This is a genomic window from Treponema putidum (assembly GCF_000755145.1).
GTDB classification, from domain to species: Bacteria; Spirochaetota; Spirochaetia; order Treponematales; family Treponemataceae; genus Treponema_B; species Treponema_B putidum.
The window spans coordinates 1,334,440-1,359,032 of record NZ_CP009228.1 but is presented as its reverse complement, the minus strand read 5'-3'; the positions used below and the strand labels follow the sequence as shown (position 1 = coordinate 1,359,032).

At 35.0% G+C, this 24,593-nt stretch carries 27 protein-coding genes and 1 pseudogene; 11 read left to right on the top strand and 17 right to left on the bottom strand.

Translation table 11 applies throughout. The features are described 5' to 3' along the window. Positions 1 to 10 precede the first annotated feature (10 nt). The 5 genes and pseudogenes from JO40_RS06100 to JO40_RS14585 form a co-directional block, all read left to right on the top strand. Positions 11 to 1,009 (top strand): tetratricopeptide repeat protein, encoded by a 999-nt coding sequence (locus JO40_RS06100; protein WP_044978573.1) that lies wholly within the window; start codon positions 11 to 13, stop codon positions 1,007 to 1,009. 122 nt (positions 1,010 to 1,131) lie between these two features. Further along, on the top strand, positions 1,132 to 1,332 hold the full coding sequence (locus tag JO40_RS13520) for a hypothetical protein (RefSeq protein ID WP_144242251.1): 201 nt from the start codon (positions 1,132 to 1,134) through the stop codon (positions 1,330 to 1,332). A 59-nt stretch (positions 1,333 to 1,391) separates the two neighbouring features. Next, positions 1,392 to 2,018, top strand: a complete 627-nt coding sequence (locus JO40_RS06090) for a hypothetical protein (protein ID WP_044978571.1) — start codon at positions 1,392 to 1,394, stop codon at positions 2,016 to 2,018. A 10-nt stretch (positions 2,019 to 2,028) separates the two neighbouring features. After that, positions 2,029 to 2,412, top strand: a complete 384-nt coding sequence (locus tag JO40_RS06085; RefSeq protein WP_044978570.1) for a hypothetical protein — start codon at positions 2,029 to 2,031, stop codon at positions 2,410 to 2,412. Positions 2,413 to 2,752: 340 nt separating this feature from the next. Continuing rightward, positions 2,753 to 3,027, top strand: a pseudogene (locus JO40_RS14585) (tetratricopeptide repeat protein); the annotation flags it as partial. Positions 3,028 to 3,037: 10 nt separating this feature from the next. Here the strand turns inward: JO40_RS14585 and JO40_RS06075 are convergent. The 8 genes from JO40_RS06075 to JO40_RS06040 form a co-directional block, all read right to left on the bottom strand. Next, positions 3,038 to 4,294 (bottom strand): clustered-type lipoprotein, encoded by a 1,257-nt coding sequence (locus JO40_RS06075; protein ID WP_044978569.1) that lies wholly within the window; start codon positions 4,292 to 4,294, stop codon positions 3,038 to 3,040. A 103-nt stretch (positions 4,295 to 4,397) separates the two neighbouring features. Further along, the gene (locus tag JO40_RS06070) at positions 4,398 to 5,621 is read right to left on the bottom strand and encodes a hypothetical protein (RefSeq protein ID WP_044978568.1); all 1,224 of its coding nucleotides are present in this window, start codon (positions 5,619 to 5,621) and stop codon (positions 4,398 to 4,400) included. 162 nt (positions 5,622 to 5,783) lie between these two features. Further along, positions 5,784 to 6,050, bottom strand: coding sequence for a hypothetical protein (locus JO40_RS06065; protein WP_044978567.1), 267 nt, complete (start codon positions 6,048 to 6,050; stop codon positions 5,784 to 5,786). Beyond that, a complete protein-coding gene (locus tag JO40_RS06060; RefSeq protein WP_044978566.1) occupies positions 6,016 to 7,365 on the bottom strand; it encodes a clustered-type lipoprotein in 1,350 nt (449 codons plus the stop codon). Before JO40_RS06060 ends, JO40_RS06065 begins: the two co-directional genes overlap by 35 nt. After that, positions 7,365 to 8,576: a hypothetical protein gene (locus JO40_RS06055; RefSeq protein WP_044978565.1), complete on the bottom strand. Its 1,212-nt coding sequence runs from the start codon at positions 8,574 to 8,576 to the stop codon at positions 7,365 to 7,367. Before JO40_RS06055 ends, JO40_RS06060 begins: the two co-directional genes overlap by 1 nt. Before the next feature lie 218 nt (positions 8,577 to 8,794). Continuing rightward, on the bottom strand, positions 8,795 to 10,894 hold the full coding sequence (locus JO40_RS06050) for a CHASE2 domain-containing protein (RefSeq protein ID WP_044978564.1): 2,100 nt from the start codon (positions 10,892 to 10,894) through the stop codon (positions 8,795 to 8,797). Between the two features lie 22 nt (positions 10,895 to 10,916). Continuing rightward, positions 10,917 to 11,777, bottom strand: coding sequence for a M48 family metalloprotease (locus JO40_RS06045; protein WP_044978563.1), 861 nt, complete (start codon positions 11,775 to 11,777; stop codon positions 10,917 to 10,919). Then, positions 11,777 to 12,253: a hypothetical protein gene (locus JO40_RS06040; protein WP_044978562.1), complete on the bottom strand. Its 477-nt coding sequence runs from the start codon at positions 12,251 to 12,253 to the stop codon at positions 11,777 to 11,779. Before JO40_RS06040 ends, JO40_RS06045 begins: the two co-directional genes overlap by 1 nt. Before the next feature lie 150 nt (positions 12,254 to 12,403). Between JO40_RS06040 and JO40_RS06035 the strand changes: the two genes are divergently transcribed. Then, positions 12,404 to 12,610, top strand: a complete 207-nt coding sequence (locus tag JO40_RS06035) for a DNA-directed RNA polymerase subunit omega (protein WP_044978561.1) — start codon at positions 12,404 to 12,406, stop codon at positions 12,608 to 12,610. Positions 12,611 to 12,632: 22 nt separating this feature from the next. After that, positions 12,633 to 13,628, top strand: coding sequence for a tRNA (adenosine(37)-N6)-dimethylallyltransferase MiaA (gene miaA / locus JO40_RS06030; RefSeq protein ID WP_044978560.1), 996 nt, complete (start codon positions 12,633 to 12,635; stop codon positions 13,626 to 13,628). Here the strand turns inward: miaA and JO40_RS15315 are convergent. The 5 genes from JO40_RS15315 to JO40_RS14580 form a co-directional block, all read right to left on the bottom strand. Continuing rightward, positions 13,600 to 13,908: a 4Fe-4S binding protein gene (locus JO40_RS15315; RefSeq protein ID WP_201771194.1), complete on the bottom strand. Its 309-nt coding sequence runs from the start codon at positions 13,906 to 13,908 to the stop codon at positions 13,600 to 13,602. The two genes, miaA and JO40_RS15315, sit on opposite strands and share 29 nt — an antisense overlap. Before the next feature lie 86 nt (positions 13,909 to 13,994). Further along, complete coding sequence (locus JO40_RS14180; RefSeq protein WP_201771193.1) at positions 13,995 to 14,426, bottom strand: hypothetical protein; 432 nt, start codon at positions 14,424 to 14,426, stop codon at positions 13,995 to 13,997. Between the two features lie 177 nt (positions 14,427 to 14,603). Further along, positions 14,604 to 14,831 carry an OadG family protein gene (locus tag JO40_RS06020; RefSeq protein ID WP_044978559.1) on the bottom strand — a complete coding sequence of 76 codons (228 nt, stop codon included), beginning with the start codon at positions 14,829 to 14,831 and terminating at the stop codon, positions 14,604 to 14,606. A gap of 113 nt (positions 14,832 to 14,944) precedes the next feature. Continuing rightward, a complete protein-coding gene (locus tag JO40_RS06015) occupies positions 14,945 to 15,706 on the bottom strand; it encodes a Fic family protein (RefSeq protein WP_245609040.1) in 762 nt (253 codons plus the stop codon). A 37-nt stretch (positions 15,707 to 15,743) separates the two neighbouring features. Next, a complete protein-coding gene (locus JO40_RS14580; protein WP_245609039.1) occupies positions 15,744 to 15,989 on the bottom strand; it encodes a hypothetical protein in 246 nt (81 codons plus the stop codon). Between the two features lie 158 nt (positions 15,990 to 16,147). On the opposite strand from JO40_RS14580, the gene JO40_RS06010 reads away from it, so the two are divergent. After that, on the top strand, positions 16,148 to 16,639 hold the full coding sequence (locus JO40_RS06010) for a PTS sugar transporter subunit IIA (protein WP_044978558.1): 492 nt from the start codon (positions 16,148 to 16,150) through the stop codon (positions 16,637 to 16,639). Positions 16,640 to 16,819: 180 nt separating this feature from the next. After that, entirely contained in the window at positions 16,820 to 18,307 is a 1,488-nt protein-coding gene (locus JO40_RS06005) for a DUF5312 family protein (RefSeq protein ID WP_084224560.1), read from the top strand. Positions 18,308 to 18,379: 72 nt separating this feature from the next. Here JO40_RS06005 and JO40_RS06000 read toward each other — a convergent pair whose 3' ends face one another. The 4 genes from JO40_RS06000 to JO40_RS05985 are packed head-to-tail and all read right to left on the bottom strand — an operon-like array spanning position 18,380 to position 22,070. After that, positions 18,380 to 19,696, bottom strand: coding sequence for an ATP-dependent 6-phosphofructokinase (locus JO40_RS06000; protein WP_044978556.1), 1,317 nt, complete (start codon positions 19,694 to 19,696; stop codon positions 18,380 to 18,382). Between the two features lie 16 nt (positions 19,697 to 19,712). Further along, entirely contained in the window at positions 19,713 to 20,225 is a 513-nt protein-coding gene (locus tag JO40_RS05995; protein ID WP_044978555.1) for a DUF192 domain-containing protein, read from the bottom strand. Next, entirely contained in the window at positions 20,215 to 20,808 is a 594-nt protein-coding gene (locus tag JO40_RS05990) for a hypothetical protein (RefSeq protein WP_044978554.1), read from the bottom strand. Before JO40_RS05990 ends, JO40_RS05995 begins: the two co-directional genes overlap by 11 nt. Before the next feature lie 14 nt (positions 20,809 to 20,822). After that, entirely contained in the window at positions 20,823 to 22,070 is a 1,248-nt protein-coding gene (locus JO40_RS05985) for a Crp/Fnr family transcriptional regulator (RefSeq protein ID WP_044978553.1), read from the bottom strand. A gap of 158 nt (positions 22,071 to 22,228) precedes the next feature. Here JO40_RS05985 and JO40_RS05980 point away from each other — a divergent pair, with 158 nt between their 5' ends. Next, positions 22,229 to 23,464, top strand: a complete 1,236-nt coding sequence (locus tag JO40_RS05980) for a M20 family metallo-hydrolase (RefSeq protein ID WP_044978552.1) — start codon at positions 22,229 to 22,231, stop codon at positions 23,462 to 23,464. Between the two features lie 17 nt (positions 23,465 to 23,481). Next, complete coding sequence (locus tag JO40_RS05975) at positions 23,482 to 24,498, top strand: KamA family radical SAM protein (RefSeq protein ID WP_044978551.1); 1,017 nt, start codon at positions 23,482 to 23,484, stop codon at positions 24,496 to 24,498. Positions 24,499 to 24,593 lie beyond the last annotated feature (95 nt).

Here is a 24,593-nt window from a genome sequence, read left to right as displayed (position 1 = left end):
AACTTTAAAAATGCAATCTAAAAATAAATTTTTTATCACCATTATATTTTTATTAATCTTAATCTACGGCTGTAAAACAACCGATACAAGTAAAAATCAAAACTATAGTCAAGCCGAGTATTTTAACATGGCAGGGAACAGGGCAAAAGAGAAAAAAGACGGAACAAGGGCTATATACTATTATACAAAAGCAATTGAAACAGATCCTGCTTATATTGAAGTCTATCTAAACCGCGGAGAAATGTATTATTACGTAAATGAACACGAAAAAGCTCTAGCTGACTTTGATAGGATAATTGAGCTCAATCCGAAAGAAGATAAAGCTTATTACTGGAAAGGTTTGTTGCTGAATGATGACGGCAACTATAATAAAGCTATTGAAAACTTAAATACTGCGATTAACTTAAATGATATGGCTTATGAATATTACGAAGCAAGAAGCCGTGCTTATGAACAAATCAATGAATATGAAAAAGCTTTTGAGGATATAAATACTGCAATTAAATTAAATCAGAAATCTGCAAAACTATACAATTTAAGAGGGAGATTGCATGAACATTTTGAAAGAACTGATGATGCAATAAACGACTTTAAAATAGCTATTAAATTGGATCCTGATGATATATGGCCGTATAATGGACTACTTTTTATATATCTGGAAATGGATAAAAATAATGAGGCATTTGAAATTGTCAATAAGATGATAAAAATGAAACCTTCATGGATAGGTATATTATATGGAATACGAGGCCTCTTATTTTCATTTCGAGGCCAGTATAAAGAAGCTGTAGAAGACTGTAATACCGGGATAAGAATGTATCCCCAAAATGCCTCTCTATACAATATTCGAGGAAAAATTTATTTTGATCTCAAAGAATATAAAAAGGCAATAGAAGACTTTGATATGGCTATTAAATTTGCTTTAGAAAACCAAAATACAGAAAAACAAGATGCCATCGAATACAAAAAACAAGCATACGAAGCTCTAGCTGAAATGAGAGAAAAATAAAAAACTTTATATTGACAAAAAAAGATTCATATTTTATCATATTATTAGGGAGGCTTTATGATGAAAAACAATTCAAACATAAAAAATCAAAAATCAGAATATTAACCATTGAAGAACTATATATGATAAACGGCGGTATAGAAAATCCCGATCTGATACATCCGGGACAAAAAATAGTCTTTGAAAATGCAAAGCCCGAAACACCATCTCAAAAATCCGATAAAAAAAACGGCCGAAGGAACAAACTCAAAGCAAAGATAAGGAAGCAAGCGATAACTATGACAGACAAGAAGATACAATATATGAGGATGAAAAAAGTATAAAATATGGTCATGATAAAAAAAAAGAAAATAAAAATGTCAGCACTAAAACTATAGGCACTGTGGATAATCAATCACATAATAAAAAAAACAAAATAGATGGTAAACAAAATTTTGCAAAGTCAAATATACATGAAAAAACAGGCGGAATATTTGAGAATATGCTTTTAAAAATTTTTAATCCGCCTGAATACAAGAGGCGTCTTATGATTCGCAGAGCCGCGGCTAATGATATTCACAGTAGACAACATAATATGTTATCAGAAACATTGGAAAATATTCCTCAAACAATATGGTATGGTGCCACAGAGTGGCATTATGAAATGCGTGATAAATTAAATAAATATGATACTTCAATATACACGCATAAGATTATTTTAGATGAACAAATGGAATGGAGGAGAGAAACCCGTGACATATTTCATCAAGATGGTATTGAGCCAAAAGAAAGGAAATATTGTCATCCGAACGGATGGGAAGTTGTTTATGATGGAAAATCGCTTGCAGACCAAAATCCAAGAGTAGTTACCGATGATAAAATACGTGGAACCTATAACTATATTGATCCTGGAGCTCCTCCCGAAAATTGGTATGATGTACCCAGGTGGACTGAGTATGCCGCAAGAGGGATAGGGCATACTGTAGTAGATATCGTGCCTTATTGGATTTTAGTTAATTCCCGCAAGTAGGAGATATTAAATGAAATCTTTTTTTATATTTTTACTGGTACTGATCATTTTATTTAATATAGTATTATGGCATAAAACAAATGTCAGTGTAGACTTTATTCATGAATATTATAAAGAATTTAAACAGTTTATAAAGACAGGAGAAAAAGCAGCTGTTCTTGAAAAATATACAAAAGACGGTTTTTTATTTTTTTGTGATTTAAAACACGCAATAGAGCTTTATTATTTTGAAATGGAATCTCCTTCAATGATCTTAATAAAAGTTTTTACAGATCGAGATGATATAGAAGCTATACATATCAAACATTGGACACTAATAATTGAAGACATTGGAGTGGAACTACATTCTGAAAATATTTTAGAAAGTAAGCCGGGGTATATAAATTTTAAATAGAACTTTGATCGGACGGTATATAAAAATACTCCGCTAAATATTTATGACGATAGACCCGGCACAAAATATGGATGGTCAAACAGGTTTTTACTTGGGAAATTTCTACCTGACACTATAAACAAAGAAAAAGATTTAAAACGTTTTAGGAAGATAAAAGAAGTAAAATTCATTACTGTTTTTGAGTATAAAGTAAATAACGAAATCCGTGAAATCAATATCACAAGTATTTATAGACCCAAGGTAAGAGTGAGTTCGGCTTTTTGGGACAAATGGATGAGCGTATAAGAAATTATTAAATTTAGTACTGCAATGTAAGAATGGAATATTAATGGAAACGATAATGAGAAATAAAAAAATATATTTTATAACAATCTCATTCTTATTTATCCTAATCTTAATTTGTAGCTGTAAAACGACAGATACAGATAAAAAACAAAACTACAGTCAGGCAGAATATTTTAACATAGCAGGAAACAGGGCAAAAAAAACGGTACAAGGGCTATATACTATTATACAAAAGCCATTGAAGCAGACCCGGCTTATGTCGAAGCCTATCTAAATCGCGGAGAAATGTATTATTATGTACATGAAGGCGAAAAAGCTCTAGCCGATTTTTTAATCCCTCCTAATATTTGCTCTTTAATAAAATAAACTCTTTTAAAGCATCATTCCATTGATAATCATCTATCCATTCACCGTTAATCGACTTATCTTTTATTATAATCATTTTTTTATACCAATCAATACCTACTATATCGTAACGATCACCATATACATAACCGGAAACAAAAGCTCCATCATTATATTCAATCATTAATAGCCCGCCGCCTTCTATAGTAAATAAAGCGGCAAGATATATTTCATTTATTCCGTTTTGATTAAAGTCGGCTATCCACCCTTGTGAAAATTTAAAGCCGAAATCTTTCACTTCAGAAAGTTTATCATTACTAAGACCCGGATAAAAAAAACCTCCGGAATGGCTAATATAGTAGTCATTAATTATCTTACCTTCAGAAACTACAAAACATCTCACTCTTTCTATAAACTGATCATATATTTCCGGATCAGGATCATCTTCATAAAACATAACAAAATATTCATCATATCCTGAGTTTGTAAAGTTCCCCTTTACATAATCAAGGATTTTCATATCATACTGTTTATACCCCTTCGTTTTGACCCCCGTCTTCCAATCCGTATTGGCAACCTCAAGATATAAAGGATATCGTGTATTTTCGTAATCTTCAAACAGTTTTATCATTTCATCTTTTTTTTCATCGTTTTCCATACCATATAAAGAGCCATGCACTTGGTTTTCTATAAGTTCTTCACTTATTTTTCCAATATTATTTTCACCTAAAAGATCATAGGAGAGGGGAAGATACATCTGTTCAATGTTATCCCACTTATAGTTAACCTGATAATCAAGCATTCCTCCGTTTTGAGTAGAGGCTTTATATTTACAATAACAAAATTCACCATCTTTTTTTATCTCATAAAAATGAATAAAGTTAAGATTATCTGCCGGACTATATAGTACCGGAGCCCTTTTCTGTGCCAGTTCAGCAATAGTAACACCTGTAGGGAATTTATAGTTTAGAATTTTTTCTTTTTTATCCAGTTCGGTTCTAAGCTGTTTAAGTTTTTCTTCGTATGCTTTACTTCTTTTGTATTTTTCTTCTAATTCCTTAATTTGTTCAGGACTCTTCACGTGCGTGTTATATTCAGGCTTTGATAAAAATTCATTTTCTTTCGGTTCAATTTTTGCAGATGATTCCACTTTTGCTTCAACAGGCTTCTGTTCTTTAACTTCTTTAGAACACGAAAATAAAAGAACCGCTAATATTAAGATAAAGATGAATTTTAATTTGTTTTTTTTCATTATTACCTCCATATCTGAGACTTTAACATATATGTATAATAGCTGTCAAGTTTTTTAGATTTAAATTCTTTTTCAGATAACCTCTTTTTACTTTTAGTTATATTCATCTCTCGCTTCCTCCATAATTAAATATGCCTGCATTTACAAGATTTAATGAAAATAAATAATCTTTTTCATCTCTATCACTGTCGTAACCTTCAAGCCGCCTTAAAATAAATATATAAGGGCCCATCATAGTGCCGCAACAATAATAAAAAGGATCGTCGGCACTGATGAGAGGATATTTTCTTTTAAAATACTGCATTAAAATATATGAATCTTCTTCGTCTGTATGTACATCCAATAAAACTATCTTGTTTCCGCAACAGGCAACCCAATCAGATTTTTTTTTGGTTTTAAGTGCATAAATAAAATCATCAAGATTTACAGAAGTCGAATGATAAGAAAAAAATTCATCTTCATAATCTACATTGAGTTTATTCATTTTTTGTTTGACTATTTCAATATTATCTTTGATATTAAGTCCATAAAAATATAAATCACCGAATTCAAAAATCTCATCTGCAATTTTATCTGCTTTTTCAAAATAAGATTCATAACCGACTCTTGTCATAACTACTGTAGTTAAAGCTGTAGGTGAGTAATGCTGATTATGATAAATAACACATCCCATTTCCTTTTTATAATAATCATAGCCGCTTGAATCTGTTTTCATATCATCAACTATGGTCAATTTATTAGAAGTGCCGGCATTATAAAATTTCTCAAACGCCGTATGTTCCGCTTGATATTTTATAAATCTTATTATTTTATTATCTTTGAAAATTATATAAAAATCATTACTTAAGTCTCTTTTATAAGATGAATCATCGGGTATATATGCTTTACAACCAAGTTCTTGCAATTTTTTGGGCATAATTATTGAGGCAGGATAGAATCCATCTACGCCAAACTTCCGTAGTTTTGATACAACTTCGTCATAAGTGTCATTTATATTTAAATTATAAAAGAGCAAACTTCCTTCCTTGTAATAGTGTTCATCATTTGAACGATATGGAGTGCTCCTCGACATAAATCCGCTGCTTGGTCCGCCGTTAAGATTTCTTAAAAGACAAGTCTTACTTTCTTCTGTTAATTTTTCTGTCAAATTTTTCGTTTTTAAATCGGCTTTTTCTTTTGGCTGAGTTTCTTGAGACTGAGGCTCTGTTTTTGTAGTTACATCAACTTTCGTCTCCTCAGGCTTCTGTTCTTTAACCTCTTTAGAACACGAAAATAAAAAAGCCGACAATATTAAGATAATGATAAGTTTTGATTTGTTACTTTGCATCATAACCTCCATATCTTAAGATTTTAACATCTATATATAAAAGTTGTCAAGTTTTAGATTTAAATTCCTTATACCCCAAACGGCTCTTTTTTTATTGCAAGATCGTTTACAGGAAACCCCGCAACATTTAAACTTGTTATAGGTTGTAAGGCGGATAATTCATTACTTATAATTGTAGACTCCCGTAGCCTCCATTACATCATAACTTGATTGATTACACCATGTTACACCTTCTGGTGCGTCTTCATAGTCAAAATTTCCTTTTGCATAAGGCCGGTAAATTGCTGCTTCACGCACAACACCCTGTGCATATTTTAAATTAGTTCTTCTTACAATTTCACCCACAGAATTATATTTAGCTTTATCCGTTCCGCCTCTTACCATTAATAACTCTTCACGCCCCAATTCCAGGCCCAAAACTTTCTTCATCTCCAACCCCTTCATATTTTTCATATTTATATTCGCGTTTTAAAAGAATATATTCTTTTAATTGCTCATTCCATATAACCGTATCATACCAATATTTCCATCCTTTAAATTTTTCAGATCTAATAAAACTCCCACCATCTCTTAACACTATAATTTTTTTATTCCAGTCAACAGATTCTATATCATATCGATATCCAGTATATGCATACTCGGTAGTAAAAGATTCGTTATTAAATTCAATTATAAATAAGGAATTACCATCTATATTAAAATGAGTTACAAAATATATTTCATTTTTACCGTTTTGATTAAAATCCAACACCCACCCTTGAGAAAACTCAAATCCAAAATTTTTTGGTCCAAAAAGACCGCCACGTTCAATATGTGGTGGAAAAAATGAGGCACTAGGAACATTAATATAGTAATCTTTAATTATCTTATCTTCATCAACTACAAAACATCTTACTCTTTTCACAGTTTGACCATATTCAGGTCCTGGAACTTCTTCACAAAATACTACAAAATATTCATCATATCCGGAATCGGTAAAATTTCCCTTTACATAATCAACAGCTTCTAACTTTATCTGATAATCTTTCAGCGATTTTGCAGATAAATCGATATTTTCATGATATAAAGTATAATGTGTATTTTCATATTCTTCAAACAGCTTTACCATATTCTCTTTTTTTTCATCGGTTTTTAAACTACATATTGAACCATGGACAGGATTTTTAATCAGTTTTTCATCTATCTGTCCTATATCGATTGGGGTTGTAAGCTCTATCTCTGAAACAGTGTAATCTCCATAATAGTCATAATATATATTTTTTTCGAACTTTACATAATAGTCCAACGTTCCTCCATTTTGGCTTTTTATTTTTTGTTTACAAAAATAAATATTACCATCTTTCTTCACTTCCTTAAAAGTTACATAGCTAAAAATTTCTTTTTTATAATCATATTCCTCTGTCCTAGCTTCTTTATGTTCAAGGTCTGTAACAGTTGCATCTATGGGTATTTGTGCTATAATATCACTCTCTTTCTTATCAAGTTCAGTTCTAAGCTGCTTGAGCGTTTCTTCATATGCTTCACTTTTTTTATACTTTTCTTCTAATTCCTTAATTTGTTCAGGACTCTTCACGTGCGTGTTATATTCGGGCTTTGATAAAAATTCATTTTCTTTCGGTTCAATTTTTACAGATGATTCAACTTTTGTCTCCTCAGGCTTCTGTTCTTTAACATCTTTAGAACACGAAAAGATAAAAGCCGCTAATATTAAGATAAAAATAAGTTTTAATTTGTTACTTTGCATTAAGGCATTCTCCATAGCTCATATGTTTTTTTCAAGAGCACATATTTTTGTAAATCTTCATCCCAGGAAAAAACTGAAACAAATTTATCGGAATCTACATTTTCATTTTCATAGTTCTTTGATTTCATATAAATTCTTTTTTGTTCCCAATCTACATAACTCAGATTATAACTATCCGGGCAAACATAATTGGTTTTAAAACCATCTTTATCAAATTCCACAAATAATAAAAAATTATGATCTTTATATTTATTATTCTCATCATAATAACCATACTCACAGAAAAAATATATTTCATTTACTCCGTTTTGATTAAAGTCAGCAACCCGGCAGCAACACCATGGATAACCTGAGCCAATACTAAATCCGAAATTTTCTGCTTTAAACTTGGGAGAGAAATAAATATCTTTAACATGTAAAATATATTCTTTAGCTATCCTATACTTAGGCACTATAAATATTTTTACTTCACTTATATAAGTGCCAAAAGTCGTACTGTCTCCATCTTCGAGATGAAATAGCACCAAATACTCGTCACTACCGGAATCCGTAAAATTACCTTCCGCACAGAACAAGACGGTAGACCATAAATCATCATATTCTAAGGGATGATTTTCAGCTTCATATTCTACAAAATAATCAGCTATGCTACCGTAACTGTAAATATCTGTTAGATTCCCAATAATTTGTTTTTCTATTATTTCTTTATCTACATTGCCGATATTGACTTGACTTATAAGTTCAATTTCTGAAACATAATAAGCATGCCCCGCCTGATCTTCTTTATAAGTAATTTTATATTCAAGTATTTTTGTATCTTTTTTCTTATAATATATCTCACCTTCCCTTTTTTCTTCGTCGAATGTTATATTAACAATTCCAGCTTTGTCAAAAAAATTATCCTCAATTTTTATATTAGAAAATATATTAACATTACGGTTAGGCCAAATTGATTCTCTTTTATTATATATTTCTTCTATAAGCTTATCAATTTTTTCTTGATGAATTTTAATTTCGCTTTGTTTTTTTTCTTCGATAATTTGCTCAGGCGTTTTTTCAAGTTCAGGCAGTATAACTTTTGCCTTAGATGCACTTTCTGTTGTTTTATTCTTAGCAAAATTTTTTTGTTTTTGTGTATTCTCGCTATTACATGAAAATAAAAAAGCTAAAAAAATTAAGCCTGCCAGTAACTTTAGTTTGTTTCTGTTCAATTTTTTCCTCCGTATAATAAACTTAAAATATTCTAACTGAAATTTAAATAAATATTCAATTAGTATTTTTTATATTCATATATCCTTTTAAAAAGAATATATTCTTTTAACTCCTCACTCCATACAAATGTGTATATCTCTGCTTTCCATTCGTTAAAGCCTTTAACAGAGCTGGATTTAGTATTCACTGTTATCATTTTTGTATTCCAATTAAAAATTTATTTTGTATCAGCCTTCCAAATGCCTGTCCATTCACCTTCCGGTTTTTGTAAAATAAGACTCTTACATTTTTCTGCATAGTGCTTTGAAGGCGGATCTAAATCTTCCGTTTGAGAAAAAATATTTAAAGCTTCTTTAAAATTTCCGGCATAGAATTCTTTTAAGCCCCTGTCAAAGGAATCAATAAAGGCTTTTTTTTCGTTATAAGTTTTTTCGTCCATGACTTCATAAACAACTACGGGTTCGGATTTTCCTACAACTGCCGCACGGGCAAGCTCTCTAAATTTTAGAACAGTGCCGCTTTCTTCGGCTTGTTTTTTTGCTGCCTCCGCGCACATTGTGTAAGAACCGAATTGCTTATTTAAACCTTCCAAACGGGCGGCCAAGTTTACGGAATCACCCAGCATTGTATAATCGAAACGGCTTACCGAGCCCATGTTGCCGACGATAGCAAACCCCGTATTAAGCCCTATTCTCATTTTAAACGGTCTGCCTTGAGCCCTCTTTTCAAAATCGGCACGCCTTTCTTCAAGTTTCTTTTGACAAGCCCAAGCCGCTTCTAAGGCAGAACGGGCATGATACTCCACTCGTGCAGGAGCATTCCAAAAAGCGATGATAGCATCCCCTTCATACTTGTCGATTGTCCCGCCAGAATCCAAAATAATTTTACTCATATCCGAAAGATAATCGTTTAAAAGTTCGGTCAGGGCTTCGGGGCTTAAGTTCTCCGAGATTGAAGTAAAACCTTGCAAATCCGAAAAAAAGATTGATATTTCTTTACGCTCCCCGCCGAGCTTTAATTGAGACGGGTCTGCTATCAGCTGCTCAATAACGGCAGGGCTTAAATATTGCTTAAAGGCGTTTTTTAAATAACGTCTTTGTTTTCCCTCGACAATATAACTTACTGCAAGGGAGGCAACAAAGGATAATGAAATGCCTGTAAGTACCGAGGCTATAGGTATAGCAATTCCAAAACGGAATAAATAATATGAGATAAAAAGATAGAGGGCAACAAAAAGCAAAAAGCTCACAGCATTCACAATTATCGAAATAGTTCTCGATTTTATTTTTTCTGCAAAAATCCCGAATAATGCGGCAAGAATAATACAAATAAAAATAATTAAAATATTAATCGGATAAGATGTTTCTATAATCGTTTGACCCGAAAGGATATTATCTAAAAGAGTTATATGAACACCTACCCCGGGATAGGAAGCTGAAACCGGCGTTTGACAAATATCGAAAAGCCCCGGAGCATAGAGTCCGAAAAAAACATACATGTCTTTAAAGTCTTCCGGATCTAATTCACTTTCCCTTCCTGCCCTTATATCGGCTTGAGCCTTTAAAATATCTCCGGCACTATATGGAATATAATCATCAATACTTTTTGTAAAGCGGAGATTAAGCGTTGCAGGGAATTCCGCATCTTCATTTCCTCCTACAAAATAAGAAGCAATTCCCAAAGTAGGAATCTTATAATTCTTCCATGGATAAAAGAGCCGTGCCCGTCTGATAGTTCCGTCGGAATCGGGAAGACTGTTTACATTTCCTATAAGGCCGGCAGATGAAGCAATTTCGTCTATAGGAAAAATACCTGGCAAGTCCTCAGAAGAAGCGAATCCGTTTTTATTAAAAAAAGTTTCATCTATCGGTTCCGGTTTAGGAGCAGCGTCAGGCCAGTCTTCGGTATTTCCTTGAACGCTATCAAAAAAAACGGTTTGAATAACTATGCCGCTTTCTTTTGAAGAGTCTGCAAATTTTTTATCATCATCAGCCCCATAAGAAGAAGGTTCGGTAAAAAGCATATCAAAGGCTACCGACCTTGCTCCCCCGCTGGAAAAAAAATCGACTATCTCGGCATAGGCTTCACGCGGCCAAGGCCACTTCCAGCCCCTTTCTGAAGCGGCATAGTTTAAACTTTTTTGATCTACTAAAACTAAAACAATTTCATCGGAAGGAGAAAAATAAGAAGCAGTCCTATTCATTCTATCATCATAAAAAAAATATTCTGCCTGTTTAAAAACTCCTAAATAAATAAAAAAAAGTAAAATGAAAAAAATCGGAATGGAAATAAAAAAGAATCTTTGTATTTTCTTCATAAATTTCTTCTTTTTGCTTAATTTAGTTTATTTTTTTATAACGGTTAAGCCTCTCGGAACGGTTATAGTCGCCTGCAAGCTTTTTTGATTCCTTTTCTACGGATTTTATACGGGAAACAGCTGAAGGATGAGTTTTTCCAAAACCTCTGTGGTCATTCTTTTGTTTTTCACTCATCATTCTAAGCATTTCGGTCATAGCATTGGGATCATATCCGGCCTTTGCCATTAGGTTTACGGCAAAACGGTCAGCATCATATTCTTGACTTTTAGAATAACCTGAATTTACCAAGGTTGTTACGATTTCTTTTGAAGCATCTTCTAAGAATTTAAGGTCTGCTTTTTTTTCGACACCTACGGCCATTGTTGCCGAACTTTCTACAGCGGCAGCAGTAATTCTATTAGTCTTAATGGCTCCTATACCGTGCTTTAACTGAATGTGTCCAAGCTCATGGGCTATTACACCTGCAAGGGCATCTTCAGAATCCGTACAAGACAACAGCCCCTTGGTAATCAGAATATGCCCGCCGGGCGTTGCAAAGGCGTTTATTTCGTCCGTATCCAATATGGCAACATGATAGCCGTTATAGGATTCAGGCACATCGGAATTCAAAACCAAGGTCATACAAATCAAGTTAAGATATTTTTCCAGCTGTTTATTTCTGTAAAGTTTATAGTTGCTTAATATTATAGAAGCTACTTCACGGCCTATATAATATTCCTCTTCATTTTGAATAGGTTTTGAGGCTTCTACAATCGGGGCTGCAGCATCAACAACATTTTTTGTAAAAGCAACAGGATCATTTAGACTTCCCAATAGGGCACAAGATAGAACCGTTACCGTTATTAAACTTATAATTAAAAATAATCCGAATTTCTTTTTCATTATTCACCGTCCTTCAATAAACCTTCCTTAATAAACAATTGCAAATCATTTTGGCTTATCTTTATAGCTTCAACGCTGTCAACTGCCTCATAATTTTTTTTACCTGATGCCGAAAATTCGGAACCCGAGCCTTCAGTCAAGCCCTTTCCTGCAAGAGCCAATTCCTTTGCTTCAGCCGAAGTTTTTTTATCAAAAGACCCTACTATTTTTTTCCTTGTAAGATTTGCCGTTGGAAGCCATCCTACAAGGTCAGGGTTTGAAACGGGAGAAACTTTCATCCACTTTCCTTTTTCTTCTAAAAGATATACTTGTTCCCCATACCTTACCATCATAACATTTTTAGCAAAAAAACCTGCATCCGATTTTATCCAAGTTTCTTTTATATTCACATACATTTTTTTAGAAGACTTTTCGGCTGTCAATATTCCAAAAACCGCAAAAAACATAAGCAAACATATTATAGTAGATTTTTTCATAAAACCTCCCTTTTAAAAATAATACCACAAAAAAAGCCTCTTGTCCAGTTTTCGCACTAAAAGTTTTAGTAAACGGATAAAAAACTTATAATTCGAATGATGTCAATTCGAATGATTGACTTTTTTTTTTAATAATGTTAGAATAAATGTATGATTTTTCCATTAGAAGAACTAATTGAGTTTGATGATAATATTTACGAGATTACATGCGCATCGACAAGAAGAGCTTATCAGCTTGCTAAAATTCAAGACCCCAATGTCGAAAAAAGCGGTAACAAGGTTGTTTCAGCCGGTGCAAGACAAATTTTTACCGGTGAAGTAAACTATCAGATAGAACGGCACCCCGAATTAAACTAAAATTTCAGCTTCGAACGGTTGCGTGGTTCCCGTATTGATTTTTTTCGGAGCTACGGCTTCGGGAAAGACAAGCTTAGCCTCCGAAATATTTTCTTATAAACATTCAAAAGATTTCTCAAAAGAAGGCGGAATTTCGGCTCTTTCAGCTTGTGCCGAAATTATAAGTGCCGACTCGGTTCAGGTGTATAAACACTTGCATATAGGCTCGGCTTCTCCTTCCAAAGAAGAATTGGAAGACCTTCCTCATCACTTGATCGCTATAAAAGAGCCTTCCGAAGAATTCTCTGCAGCCGATTTTGTAAAGTCGGCCGATAAACTTTGCCCCGAAATATATAATCGTGGAAAACTTCCTGTTCTAATGGGGGGTACGGCCTTTTTCTTAAAGAATTTTCTATACGGCCTTCCCGTTACGCCCACAGCCGACCCTAAAATCCGTGAGCATTTTCAAACGCGGGCAAAAGAAGAAGGAGCCGGCGTTCTTTTGGAAGAGCTAAAAAAAATAGACCCCCAGACGGCGGGAAGACTCCATGTCCATGACGAATATAGAATAATAAGGGCTCACGAAGTTTTTGCCGCCTCAGGGAAGCCTTTAAGCTCTTTTACCCTCCCCGAAAACCCAAGAGAACAATACGAGTTTTTTATCTTAAGCATAGAAAGACCCCGCTCTCTCTTATACGAAAGAATCGAAAAGAGGGTCGATGCTATGTTTGAAGACGGCCTATATAATGAAGTAAAAAAACTTTATGAGATGGGATATACAAGCGAAAGCTCCGGACTTAAAGCCATAGGCTACAGGGAATTTTTCGATGAAAATAACCACTTAAAACCCGAATCGGACTTGGAGGAAGTCTCAGCCCTTATAAAAAGGAATACCAAGCACTACGCCAAGCGTCAAGAAACCTTTTTTAAAACAATCCCCGATGTTCACCGCTATTTTATAGAAGATAAGGCTGAAATATCAAGGCTTTATAAGGATATTTGCGGATTTTTCAAAGAGCATTCGTTGGGCAGTTTTTAACACATTCCATACACAAAATACACTCGGTTCCATTTTTTCTCTTCCTTGAATTGTCCGTTACATCAACATCCATCGGACACACTCGTTTGCATTTATCACAGGATACACATTTGTCCTTTTTACATTTTATTCTAACGAGAGAAAAATAGCTCATTGGCTTCAAAAATACTGTTATCGGACAAATGTATTTGCAAAATGCACGATTATCCTTAAAAGCAAAAGCAAGAGCAATTCCTAAGGAGTAATAAAGCACATTGCCTGCAATAAAAGCCCAAAACATAATGCGCTCTATATTCCCCGCTTTCGCAAGGAATAGTAGTGATACGAATATAAAAGATAAGATAAATACTATATACCTTATCCATTCTATTTTTTTCTTGCTCCTCGAGGTGTTTTATATGGTAGGAAATCTAAGACCATTGCTGTCCAACAAGCATATCCACACCAGCCGCGCCCGAATATCAACGGGCCGAATATCTTAGCTACGGCATAATGAATCGTTGCCGCTTCAAATACCCCTGTAAAAAGATAATACCAAAATCCTTCAATCTGCATATTTTCATTACATAGCAGCCCTAGATAGATAAGCATATACAATCCCACAAGTAATTGAACAATATTCCTTGCATATTTGTACTTAACTGCCATTAGGAGAAGCCCCAGAGAAATTGATATACCTATATAGCTAAAGTTAATCAAGTAAAAAATATTATCCTTTGCCAACCACAACGTAACAGCTATTATCTCAAATGTAAAAAACATTATGTCCGGAAAGGTCAGCTTTCGTAATTGCTTCATTTTATTACCACCATAAATTTATAAGAATATTTACAGTTTAATCTTATATCCGAACTCATATAAGACAAAACCATCGTCAAACTTTTTTTCTTTCTCCTAATTATAGTATATTTTTAGGAGATTGTTAAGCATTTAGGCAGTTATCTCACTCATAGAGATTAAAAACTTAGGGAAAACTTATTGAGCGTCGCTTTCCTCACCTTCAGCCTCTTCTTTAGGAGGCGGCGTTTTATCTTTTTGAGGCTTAGATTTTTCCTTTTTTATTTTAAACCTTCTAGGCTTTTTCTTATAACTCATCACATAAAAAATAAAACTTAAGATAAGACCGCAAACAATGGTTACACCGATGACCGTAGGCGAAAGTAAAACATTTTTTATAACATAAAAAAAACCGGGCGAATTCATACTCTTTTATCGGAAAAACGTGTAGAAATTTTTAGAGGCTTCTCCTATTACTGCTTGTCAAGATGGGAGAGCTTTCTATCTCTGCTTGAACTTGTGCATTTTTTGTATATCTACTATTTTCTTACATAAAAAGTCGCTTTACCTTTTCCATACCTCTCAATATATCCCTCCTCTATTAATCGTTTAAGCATATTTTCAATTGTAGCCTTACCGACACTTGGGACTAATTCCGTCATCTCTTTTTTTGTAAATTTACCTATTTTTCTGTCTACTGCACCCCTTACCAATTCAAGAGTCGGCATCTTTTCATCTACATAATCTACTCGTTCCTCAAAATCAATATATGCAGCTAATATTGTTCTAAGAAGATATTTTATAAACGGTACCGGATTTTCTTTGTTTTCATGCCAACCAATCCCGCTTTTTTCTAAAGCTATATAGTAACTCTCTTTATTTTTTTCTATTTTGCTTTCCAGACTGATATATCTCCCAATGACATAACCTTGTCTGTATAGTAAAAGAGTGGTTAATAATCGGCTCATTCTCCCGTTCCCATCATTAAAAGGATGGATACAAAGAAAATCATGGATAAAAATTGGAATTAAAAGTAAGGCGTCCACCGCTTTTTTATCAAGGGCATTATTTAATTCAGCACAAATTTGCAAAACAGCTTCAGGAGTTTCATATGGGGATAAAGGCCTAAATCTTTCTACAACATTCCCAAATTCATCCTTTTCCACAATAGAGTTTTGTGTATTTTTATATCGGCCGCCAATTCCTTTTTCGCTATATTTATATAAATCTCGATGTAGTTGTAAAATGTAATTATGGTTTATGGAGATATATTCATAACTTTCATGAATCGTATTTAGCACATCCCTATAACCTAATATTTCTTCTTCATCTCTATTTTTAGGTGCCGTTTTTTTGATTCATGAGCTCCTTTATTCTGGCTGCTGTAGTAACAATCCCTTCTATTCTATTGGAATCTTCTACACTTTGAATTTTAGCAATGTCTACTAATTTATCCAAAACTGCGGGCTTGCGTTTCAAAAAAAGCTCCTGTTTTCCCTTATGCTCATGGATTTGTGTTAAAAGATTTATAATTTCAATATCCCATGTTTCTCTTTCGAAATTTTCATAATTAAATCTTCTCATTCGCCTACCTCTTTTTCTTTCGCCTAATTATAGCATATTTTTAGGAGATTGTTAAGCGTATTTTGAGGAAAAAGCCTTTTATTTGGGAAATAAAAATAAATTTGAAAAAAAGTTAAAAAAAACTTGACTTTTAATCAAAAGAGGCTTAGAATGTATGCATGGAATTTAAAGATGCATTAAAACCCGATTCTGTAGATTTAAAGGATGTTATCACTCCTGAAACCATAAATCTGCACTTAAAAGGGACTACAAAAGAAGCTATTATTGACGAGTTACTTGATACGCTTGTAAAAGCCGGAAAAGTAAAGGACAAGGTTGCTACCAAGGCTTGTGTTTTAGATAGGGAACGTAAGATGTCTACCGGTATGAAGCACGGAATAGCTATACCTCACGGAAAGACGGATTCTGTAAGCGATCTCGTAGCCTGCATAGGTATTGCAGATAATCCCGTAGACTTTGATTCTTTGGATCAAGAACCTGCCCGAATATTTATTATGACTCTTTCTCCTCTTGATAAAACAGGGCCTCACTTGCAGTTCCTTGCACAGATCAGCTTATTATTTAAAAGTGCAGAAAAAAGAGAAGAACTCTTACGTGCTGCAAATGAAAAAGCCGTCATAAAGCTTTTAATGGAAAGCGACGAAGAGTAACAGGTTAAAGAGCTTTAAAGAATGGCCTGTGCTGAGCTCTGCACAGGCCGTTATTTTTTGCTTAGCTTATTTTTTAGTCCATGAATCTCTATACCGGTTGACAAATTAACGAATTTATCACATATTATTAGCATGGCCGATAAAAAAGAGAGTTTTTTCCAAAAAATAATAGGTTTGTTTATATCCTCGGAGAGTCCTGAAGCCTTAAAAAGGCGCAAGCTAAAGGATATTGCAAAACAAATAGGAAAAACCAGATACAGTAAATGGTATAAATCAGGCTCTCAAGAAGTACTGCCTCAGGCAGCACAATTTTTTTACAGTATATATAAGGTCGTAGGCCCTGCCCGTCCGCTTTTAGCAGGAGCGGCGTCCTCAAAAGTTCTAAAAAATGTTACCGTAGAAAATTCTCTTTCGGACAAACAAAAAAAACTTCTTGAACATCTTTCTGAAGAGTCAATCATAGAACAATCAAAAAGCTCAAATGCGGATGCCCTTGCCGAAAAGGTAAAAAATGAACTGAAAACCTTTATAGGGGAATTTGATTCCAATCAGACACAAAAAATAGATTTAATTTACCAACATCTTGATGCCTTTATTCACTTTGTGCTTTTTGACTATTATTTTTTACTTAGAAAATTCGATTCCAACTTTATTGAAAATAATTTTAACTATACTCCCAATTTTCAGGCAATAAGAGGAGAATATATTGCCGAAGACTTAAAAGATTTTGCATCGGTTTTTTACCAACTAAGTATAGATACCGATTGGAACATTATCTTTGAGATAATAAAAACTTATAAAAACATTCAGCCGGTTCACCCAGGTCAATGGAAAAAACTGTTAGGGGTCTTAGGCGATCTTCGCCGTTCAAAAGCCCTCGAGTATATTATTCAGCATATTACTGAGGACATAATTTACACGGTTGAAACAACCCCTTTCACCGAAAAAGTAACCGATACCTATGTTTCGCAAATTAAAGCAAACACTCAAAATGTTATAAAAAAACTCATAGAGGAGCAGCGGTCTTCAAAGGTTGCAGTTTTAATAGCCAAAATATTCGGAGAGCAAGTCATTTCAGGAATGAAAAACTACACCATCGATGCAAACACGGCTTTTTTAAAAAGGGGCCTGTCCGGATATATTTATGCCGAAGAAATGAGCTATCTAAAATCTTTTTTAATAGAATATGTAAAGACGGATATTCGGGCACTGTGCGATCTTTTTTTAGTAAGAGGAAACTGGGGCGGCTTTGCAGGAACTACAGCCGACTTCTCAAACAGCTTTCATGCAATTATACAGGTTGCCTCAAAAACAGTGGAATTTGATGATAAACTTTCCGAAGTCTCGGATATAGGCGTAAAATTCAGAACCCTCCTTTCCAGAATGGAAAGAGAAAAGGAAGCCGGAAGACAAGCTGCAAAACTTTTAAACGATGTAAACGAAACCGCTCTAAAACTTATAAATATTTCATTAAAACATATAATAGTCATAGGCAACAACTTTAAGACAATCATAGCCGATTACGACAAGCCCCGCCGCGAATTGATACAAAACTGGAAAGAAATTGAACAGCATTCGGAAAGGCCCATAAGAGAATGGCTGGTCGAAGCCTACAAAAAAATCTACGACTTTATCATGTTAATGCAGCTTTTTATCAAAAAAGAATAAAAAAGCTCGAAAAACTTCAGCTTTTCGAGCTTTTTCTTAAGGTTATTTACCTTTTAAAAATTCGTTTTTTCATTATACCATAGTTGTAGGCTGCCCCGTAGCGTCCAGAGCATCACGCCACAATGAACTTTCAGGGTTTACATGCTTTCTTTCTGCGACAATTTGTTCAATCGGTAAGTGTACGAATTTATTGTTTACAAGACCGATTAGGGTTCTGGTTTTTCCTGCCATAGCAGCATGAACGGCATTGTTTCCTAAACGTTCACAATAAACCGAGTCTATTGGAGCTGCAATTGAAGAGCGAATCTGATAACTGGGGTCGATGTATTTTAAGTTTATGTGCATGCCTATCTTTTCAAAATAGTCGGTTATTTCTTTTTTTAAAAACAAGCCTATATCCGCAAGTTTTTTGTTTCCGGAGGCATCAGTGCCTTCTTCAATATTCATTAAATGCTGTCCGGCACCTTCGGCTGCAACAATTAGGGCGTAACCGTTTTCAATAAGCTTTTTTTCCAAAAGCTTTAAAAAGCCGTTTTCGCCTTTTAATTCAAAGCGGACTTCGGGAATAAGAACAAAGTGAGCTTCATGGCAGGCAATAGCCGTATGGGTTGCTATAAATCCTGATTCCCTTCCCATGAGTTTTACCAAACCTATACCGTTAATTTGAGAGCTGGCTTCCATATTGGCGGCAGCTACCGATTCGGTAGCCTTTGCAATGGCCGTATCAAAGCCGAAAGATTTTTGTATAAAGGAAAGATCATTATCTATAGTTTTAGGGATACCTATTACTGAAATCTTTAATTTACGTTTTTCAATCTCTTTTGAAACCTCAAGAGCGCCTTTTTGGGTTCCGTCTCCCCCGATAAAAAAGACCATATTGATATTCATCTGTTCAATTCCGTCTACTATTTCCGAAACTCTAGTTCCCCCTCCGCGGGAAGTGCCCAAGAAAGACCCGCCTGTCTTATGTATTCCGTTTACAACTTCAGGTGTCAACGTAACCGGAGAAAATCCGTATTCGGAGATAAATCCTTTATACCCGAATTTTATTCCGCTGATTCGGCGGACACCGTATCTCGTCCAAAGGCAGCGGACTATAGCCCTTATAACATCATTTATACCGGGACATAGCCCCCCGCATGTTGCGATTGCCGCATGCACATAATTGGGACTAAAATATATCTTTTGACGCGGCCCTGCCTTTTCAATGATATCGGAGTGGGTTAAAGGTTCTCCCGTTTCTCCCAAAGAAGCATATAAATTGTACCTTATAAATTCTGAATCCGTAACATAGTTTGCAATCAAATCTCCGTGTGTTTCGGAGAGCATAATCGGAGACTGTATTTTACATTCTCCTAATGAACTAATAGAAAAATCCGGTTTTTTCATAATAACCTCCTACTTTTTATTGAATTTTTCTCTTTAAAAGAAAAATTGTTTCTTGCGTTAATTTATCGCCCTCTTTTATATCCATTCTTTTAAACATACCTTGAGGAACCTCAAGAGCATAGCGTACGGAATAGGTACTTTCTATGGTCTCTAAACTGTAAGGCGTCATATCATAAATCTCCTTAATTACACCGGAGCTGTCAATAAAGGCTATTGAAAGAGGATGAGGCGTGTTTTTCATCCAAAATCGTAATTTAGTATCTTCTTTATATAAAAAAATCATTCCCGTACCTTCAGGAATTACCTTACGCTCCATAAATCCTTTTTGCTGCTGTAAAGGCGTAATTGCAAGCTCTACGGTTATTTTTTCGATATTTTTTTTAGCGGAATCACCGGTTTTTGTGTCTTCGGCAGTCTCTTCATTTGAGATTTTTTCTATAAAAATTTCTTCCGTTTCCATTTTAATTTGAGAAGAACATGAAAAAAAACAAAGCATAAAAAGTAAAATCAAGCCATTTTTAAAAATCATTTATAAATTCCTCCCTCAAAATATCACTATAGGCCTTATCGGTTTGACTTTTTTCCAAAAGCTCATTAAATACTTTTAAGTCAATATATTTTATTGCCAAAGGCCGCTCCAAAATCATTGAGACGGTTTCACTTTTCCAAATAGCTCTTTTAGGGTCTATACTTAAAGGTTCGCCGTATTTTAAAGTCAGAGCAGAATACATCGAATAATAATCTATTCTGTCCGTATCCATCTGAATAATTATGATATATAAATTTTCTTCATAAAATTGAAACCAAGCTCTTTTAATATTGCTTGAACCATTTGTTTCAATAAGACTGCGGTTTTTTCCGGGTAAAAGAGAAATATCTCTTTCTCCCCGATACCCGAATGTGGAATCTTTTAAAAGAGCTTCTTTAACGGCCTCCATATTCATTCCGAGGTTTATGTCTCTGTAACCGGCAGGAAGATCGGCAAATACGGGAGAATTTTCTTCCGCTTTTTCGGCCCCGGTATTTTTGGGCGTTTCTTGACCGGATTCGGCTTCTTCACAAAAAGTAAGACCCATAAGAATAAAAACCACACAAAAAAACAGCCTTTTCATAATCCGTTTCCGTTCTACCAATATCCGCCGCTTTTTGCACGGGCATTCATACGGGACTTTTCAATTTCCTGCATTTTCTTAAAGTAGGCAGCCTGTTTTGAAAGCTCCAACTCATCTGTTATGGAAATCTTTGATCCGTCACATCTTACTATGGGCTGCTTTAAAAATCTTGTAACGGCTTCGGATACCTCTTCTTTAGGGATGCCGCACATATTTGCCAACTCGACGGGACCGAAGTTAAAGGTGTGGTACTTGCCCTTTACAGGTTTAATCCTTAATTTTTCCAATTGAATTGCAAGCATATCGTACATTTTTTCGACATGATCTTTTATAAGGGTATTTGCAAGCTGTTTGTACATTGCCCAAATTCTATCCGCAAAGGTAGTCGTAAGACGGGCAATCAGTTGAGGCTGGGTAGAAACCATTTGATTAAAGTTTTGGCGGTTTACGGCTAAAAGCTGACAGCCCTCGTCGGTAACAATCGCACTGGCAGATCGGGGCTTATTTTCCAAAAGGGCCATTTCGCCGAACATATCTCCCTCTTTTAATACGGCTAACAAAACTTCGTTATTATCTAAAATCTTTGTTATTTTTACATGGCCTTTTTGAATAATATAGAGCTCGGTTCCGGATTGGCACTCGCAGAAAACCATGTGCTCCTTATCATAGATTCTTATCATCTGATTTGTAGGAGGTTCAAGCACTTCCATAGGAAGCTTTACACCCATTGCTTTGATAGCCATAACTCTTTTTTGAGCTGCATCGGCGAATTCTCCCTTAGGCTGAGCTTTCAAATAATGATAATATGCATAGAGGGCTAAATCAAACTTTGACATCCTCAGGTAATATTCGCCTATTGTAAAAAGGTGAGATATACTCGTTACAACATTCCTTTTTAAGGTAATGCGGGTTAAAGCCTCATCCAAATAACGCATTTTTTTTGAAAAAGAATAGATAATCTTCATTGCAACGGATGTATTCTTTTCTATTAGCTGGGGAAACTGATCATAGGGAACGGAAATCAAAAGGGCATCCGTTAAGGCAATAGCCGTTTCAATTTGATTATGACCCGACATACAGGAGACAACACCTAAAAAATCTCCCGGGCCGAGGACATTACCTCCTTCTTCAACAACAACCTCATCTTCTTTTGCAACCTGCACTTTTCCGCTTTGTATAATATAAAAATGATCGGTATCCGACTTTCCTTCTATAAGAATATATGAGCCTTTTTTAAAATTCAAAAATGACAGTTGTAACAAGTTTTAACCTCTTATATCTTTGTGCACTTAAAAATACACACAATATACACTTATAGTATATTTTGAAAAAGTCGAATTGTCAACCTACTTGCCTAAAATACTTATATAATTATTTTTTTCCGATTGTATTTTTATCCCTTTTTTGATAAAATAAACAAATGAGCACCTTTAAAAAAATTACGGATTTTATCGAATCCGAAACGGAAAATATTATAGAATTGGAGAGGCTTTTAAGCTCAATTCCCGCAATGGCACCGGAATCGGAGGGTGACGGTGAATTAAAAAAATGCGAAGCCCTGGAAAAATATCTAAAAGAAGCAGGGTTTAGCAATTTTGAAAGGCTTGATGCCCCTGATGAGCGGGTTTCATCAAAAATACGTCCGAATCTGATAGTTACAATTTCCGGTAAAAACGATAAGGAAAGGCTCTGGATTATGAGCCATCTGGACGTTGTTCCGCCGGGAGACTTATCTAAGTGGGAAAACGATCCTTGGACAGTAATCGAAAAGGACGGAAAACTTATAGGACGCGGGGTTGAAGACAACCAGCAGGGTCTTGTTTCTTCGGTTTTTGCAGCCTTGGCCTTTATCAAGTTGGGAATCACCCCCGAACACACTATCAAGCTTTTATTTGTTGCAGATGAAGAAGTCGGCTCCCAATACGGTATAATTTACCTCATTAATAAACACAATCTTTTTACAAAAGAAGATTTGATTCTTGTACCCGATGGAGGCGACTCTGAAGGAAAAACTATAGAAATAGCCGAAAAAACAAGCCTTTGGCTTAAGGTTATTACAAAGGGTGTTCAAACCCATGCTTCAATGCCGAACACGGGCAAAAATGCCTTTGTTGCAGCCTGCGACCTTGCCCTCCGCTTAAACGATTTGGAAAACCATTTTAATAAAAAAGACAATTTATTTTCGCCCGATTATTCAACCTTTCAGCCGACTAAAAAAGAAGCCAACGTACCGAATGTAAACACAATTCCGGGAGATGACATTTTTTATGTAGACTGCCGCATTCTTCCCACCTATGATGTAAACGAGGTTTTAAAAGAAATGCAAAAAAGAGCCTGCGAGGTTGAAAAAAAATACGGGGTCGGCATTAAACTGGAATATGACGAACCGGAGACCTCTCCTGCAACACCTAAAGATGCAAAAATTGTAAAGCTCCTTTCATCCGCACTAAAAAAGGTAAAAGGAATTGAATCATCGGTTATCGGTATAGGAGGAGGAACGGTCGCAGCATGTTTACGTTCTAAGGGCTTTAACGCGGTAGTTTGGAGCTCCCTTGATGAAAGCTGCCACCAGCCCAACGAATATGCTTTTATAAAAAATATCATAAGCGATGCAAAGGTTATGGCAGCCATGATGTTCGGCGTCGAAAATATTTAAAACTTTAAACATTAGATATGGATGAAAAAAACTGGAGGGAATTTTCGGCTAAGGAAACGGCGGATTTTAAACAGCCCGTCTTAATTTCCTCCGCCTTTCAAAAACTGATAGAAGAAGCAGAGCCCGAAGACTCAAAGGCTCTCCGTCTGCAAGTTGAACTTTCAGCGGATGAAAAAACCGTATTTTCTTATGAAACCTCCGACCCTCTCGGAGAAAAAAAATACTGTATTACCCATTATCTTGTGCATCAATACGAAAACAGAGTACTTCTTATAACTACGGGGAAATGCCTTTCATATTGCCGCTATTGTTTTAGGCGGGGGCTTATAGCCCGATCTCAAGATTTTATCAGCGATAAAGAGCTAAAAACGGTTATAGACTATATAGAAAAGAACCCGTGCATTACCGAAATTCTTGTTTCAGGGGGCGATCCTTTAAGCGGAGGTTTTGAAAAACTTAAAAATGTTTTAGAAAACCTGAGGGCGATAAAGGATGACCTTTTAATAAGGCTTTGTACACGAGCCCCTATCTTTGCTCCCGAGCTTTTTACTAAAGAACTTTTGCACCTGCTAAAAAAAACAAAACCGCTATGGCTGATTCCCCACATAAACCATCCTGCAGAGCTCGGAAAGGAGCAAAGAAGAGCCTTAAAGGCCTGTATTGAGGCAGGTATACCCATTCAAAGCCAGACTGTTCTTCTAAAAGGTGTAAATGATGATGAAAACACTCTGATTAAACTTTTTCATAGCCTTGCCTGTATGGGCATAAAACCCGGCTATCTTTTTCAATTAGATCCGGCAGCCGGAACCTCTCACTTCCGTGTTCCCTTAAAAAAAGCCCTAAAACTTTGGGAAAAAGTAGAACCGAAACTTTCGGGACTATCCCGTCCTCAATTTGCTGCAGACCTGCCTGAAGGGGGAGGAAAATTTTCTCTTTCGGCATTGATTTATTCTAAAAAAATAATCGAGCAAAAAGAAGATTCAAGTTTTAGAGCCCTTGGTATGGACGGTATTATACATAAGTATACATATTAATGTATACAAAAGTATACAATATCTTGTTAAGAATTAGAACACGCAATTTAAAATATCTATAGGCTTTAATAACTCTATTATTATCTTATAAAAAT

Bases quoted from the DNA above. Each gene is read 5' to 3' on its own strand.
- JO40_RS06100 (WP_044978573.1), top strand. From the start codon at position 11: ATGCAATCTAAAAATAAATTTTTTATCACCATTATATTTTTATTAATC.
- JO40_RS13520 (WP_144242251.1), top strand. From the start codon at position 1,132: ATGATAAACGGCGGTATAGAAAATCCCGATCTGATACATCCGGGACAA.
- JO40_RS06085 (WP_044978570.1), top strand. From the start codon at position 2,029: ATGAAATCTTTTTTTATATTTTTACTGGTACTGATCATTTTATTTAAT.
- JO40_RS06075 (WP_044978569.1), bottom strand. From the start codon at position 4,294: ATGAAAAAAAACAAATTAAAATTCATCTTTATCTTAATATTAGCGGTT.
- JO40_RS06070 (WP_044978568.1), bottom strand. From the start codon at position 5,621: ATGCAAAGTAACAAATCAAAACTTATCATTATCTTAATATTGTCGGCT.
- JO40_RS06065 (WP_044978567.1), bottom strand. From the start codon at position 6,050: ATGAAGAAAGTTTTGGGCCTGGAATTGGGGCGTGAAGAGTTATTAATG.
- JO40_RS06060 (WP_044978566.1), bottom strand. From the start codon at position 7,365: ATGCAAAGTAACAAATTAAAACTTATTTTTATCTTAATATTAGCGGCT.
- JO40_RS06050 (WP_044978564.1), bottom strand. From the start codon at position 10,894: ATGAAGAAAATACAAAGATTCTTTTTTATTTCCATTCCGATTTTTTTC.
- JO40_RS06045 (WP_044978563.1), bottom strand. From the start codon at position 11,777: ATGAAAAAGAAATTCGGATTATTTTTAATTATAAGTTTAATAACGGTA.
- JO40_RS06040 (WP_044978562.1), bottom strand. From the start codon at position 12,253: ATGAAAAAATCTACTATAATATGTTTGCTTATGTTTTTTGCGGTTTTT.
- JO40_RS06035 (WP_044978561.1), top strand. From the start codon at position 12,404: ATGATTTTTCCATTAGAAGAACTAATTGAGTTTGATGATAATATTTAC.
- JO40_RS15315 (WP_201771194.1), bottom strand. From the start codon at position 13,908: ATGTTTTGGGCTTTTATTGCAGGCAATGTGCTTTATTACTCCTTAGGA.
- JO40_RS14180 (WP_201771193.1), bottom strand. From the start codon at position 14,426: ATGAAGCAATTACGAAAGCTGACCTTTCCGGACATAATGTTTTTTACA.
- JO40_RS06020 (WP_044978559.1), bottom strand. From the start codon at position 14,831: ATGAATTCGCCCGGTTTTTTTTATGTTATAAAAAATGTTTTACTTTCG.
- JO40_RS14580 (WP_245609039.1), bottom strand. From the start codon at position 15,989: ATGAGAAGATTTAATTATGAAAATTTCGAAAGAGAAACATGGGATATT.
- JO40_RS06010 (WP_044978558.1), top strand. From the start codon at position 16,148: ATGGAATTTAAAGATGCATTAAAACCCGATTCTGTAGATTTAAAGGAT.
- JO40_RS06000 (WP_044978556.1), bottom strand. From the start codon at position 19,696: ATGAAAAAACCGGATTTTTCTATTAGTTCATTAGGAGAATGTAAAATA.
- JO40_RS05995 (WP_044978555.1), bottom strand. From the start codon at position 20,225: ATGATTTTTAAAAATGGCTTGATTTTACTTTTTATGCTTTGTTTTTTT.
- JO40_RS05990 (WP_044978554.1), bottom strand. From the start codon at position 20,808: ATGAAAAGGCTGTTTTTTTGTGTGGTTTTTATTCTTATGGGTCTTACT.
- JO40_RS05980 (WP_044978552.1), top strand. From the start codon at position 22,229: ATGAGCACCTTTAAAAAAATTACGGATTTTATCGAATCCGAAACGGAA.
- JO40_RS05975 (WP_044978551.1), top strand. From the start codon at position 23,482: ATGGATGAAAAAAACTGGAGGGAATTTTCGGCTAAGGAAACGGCGGAT.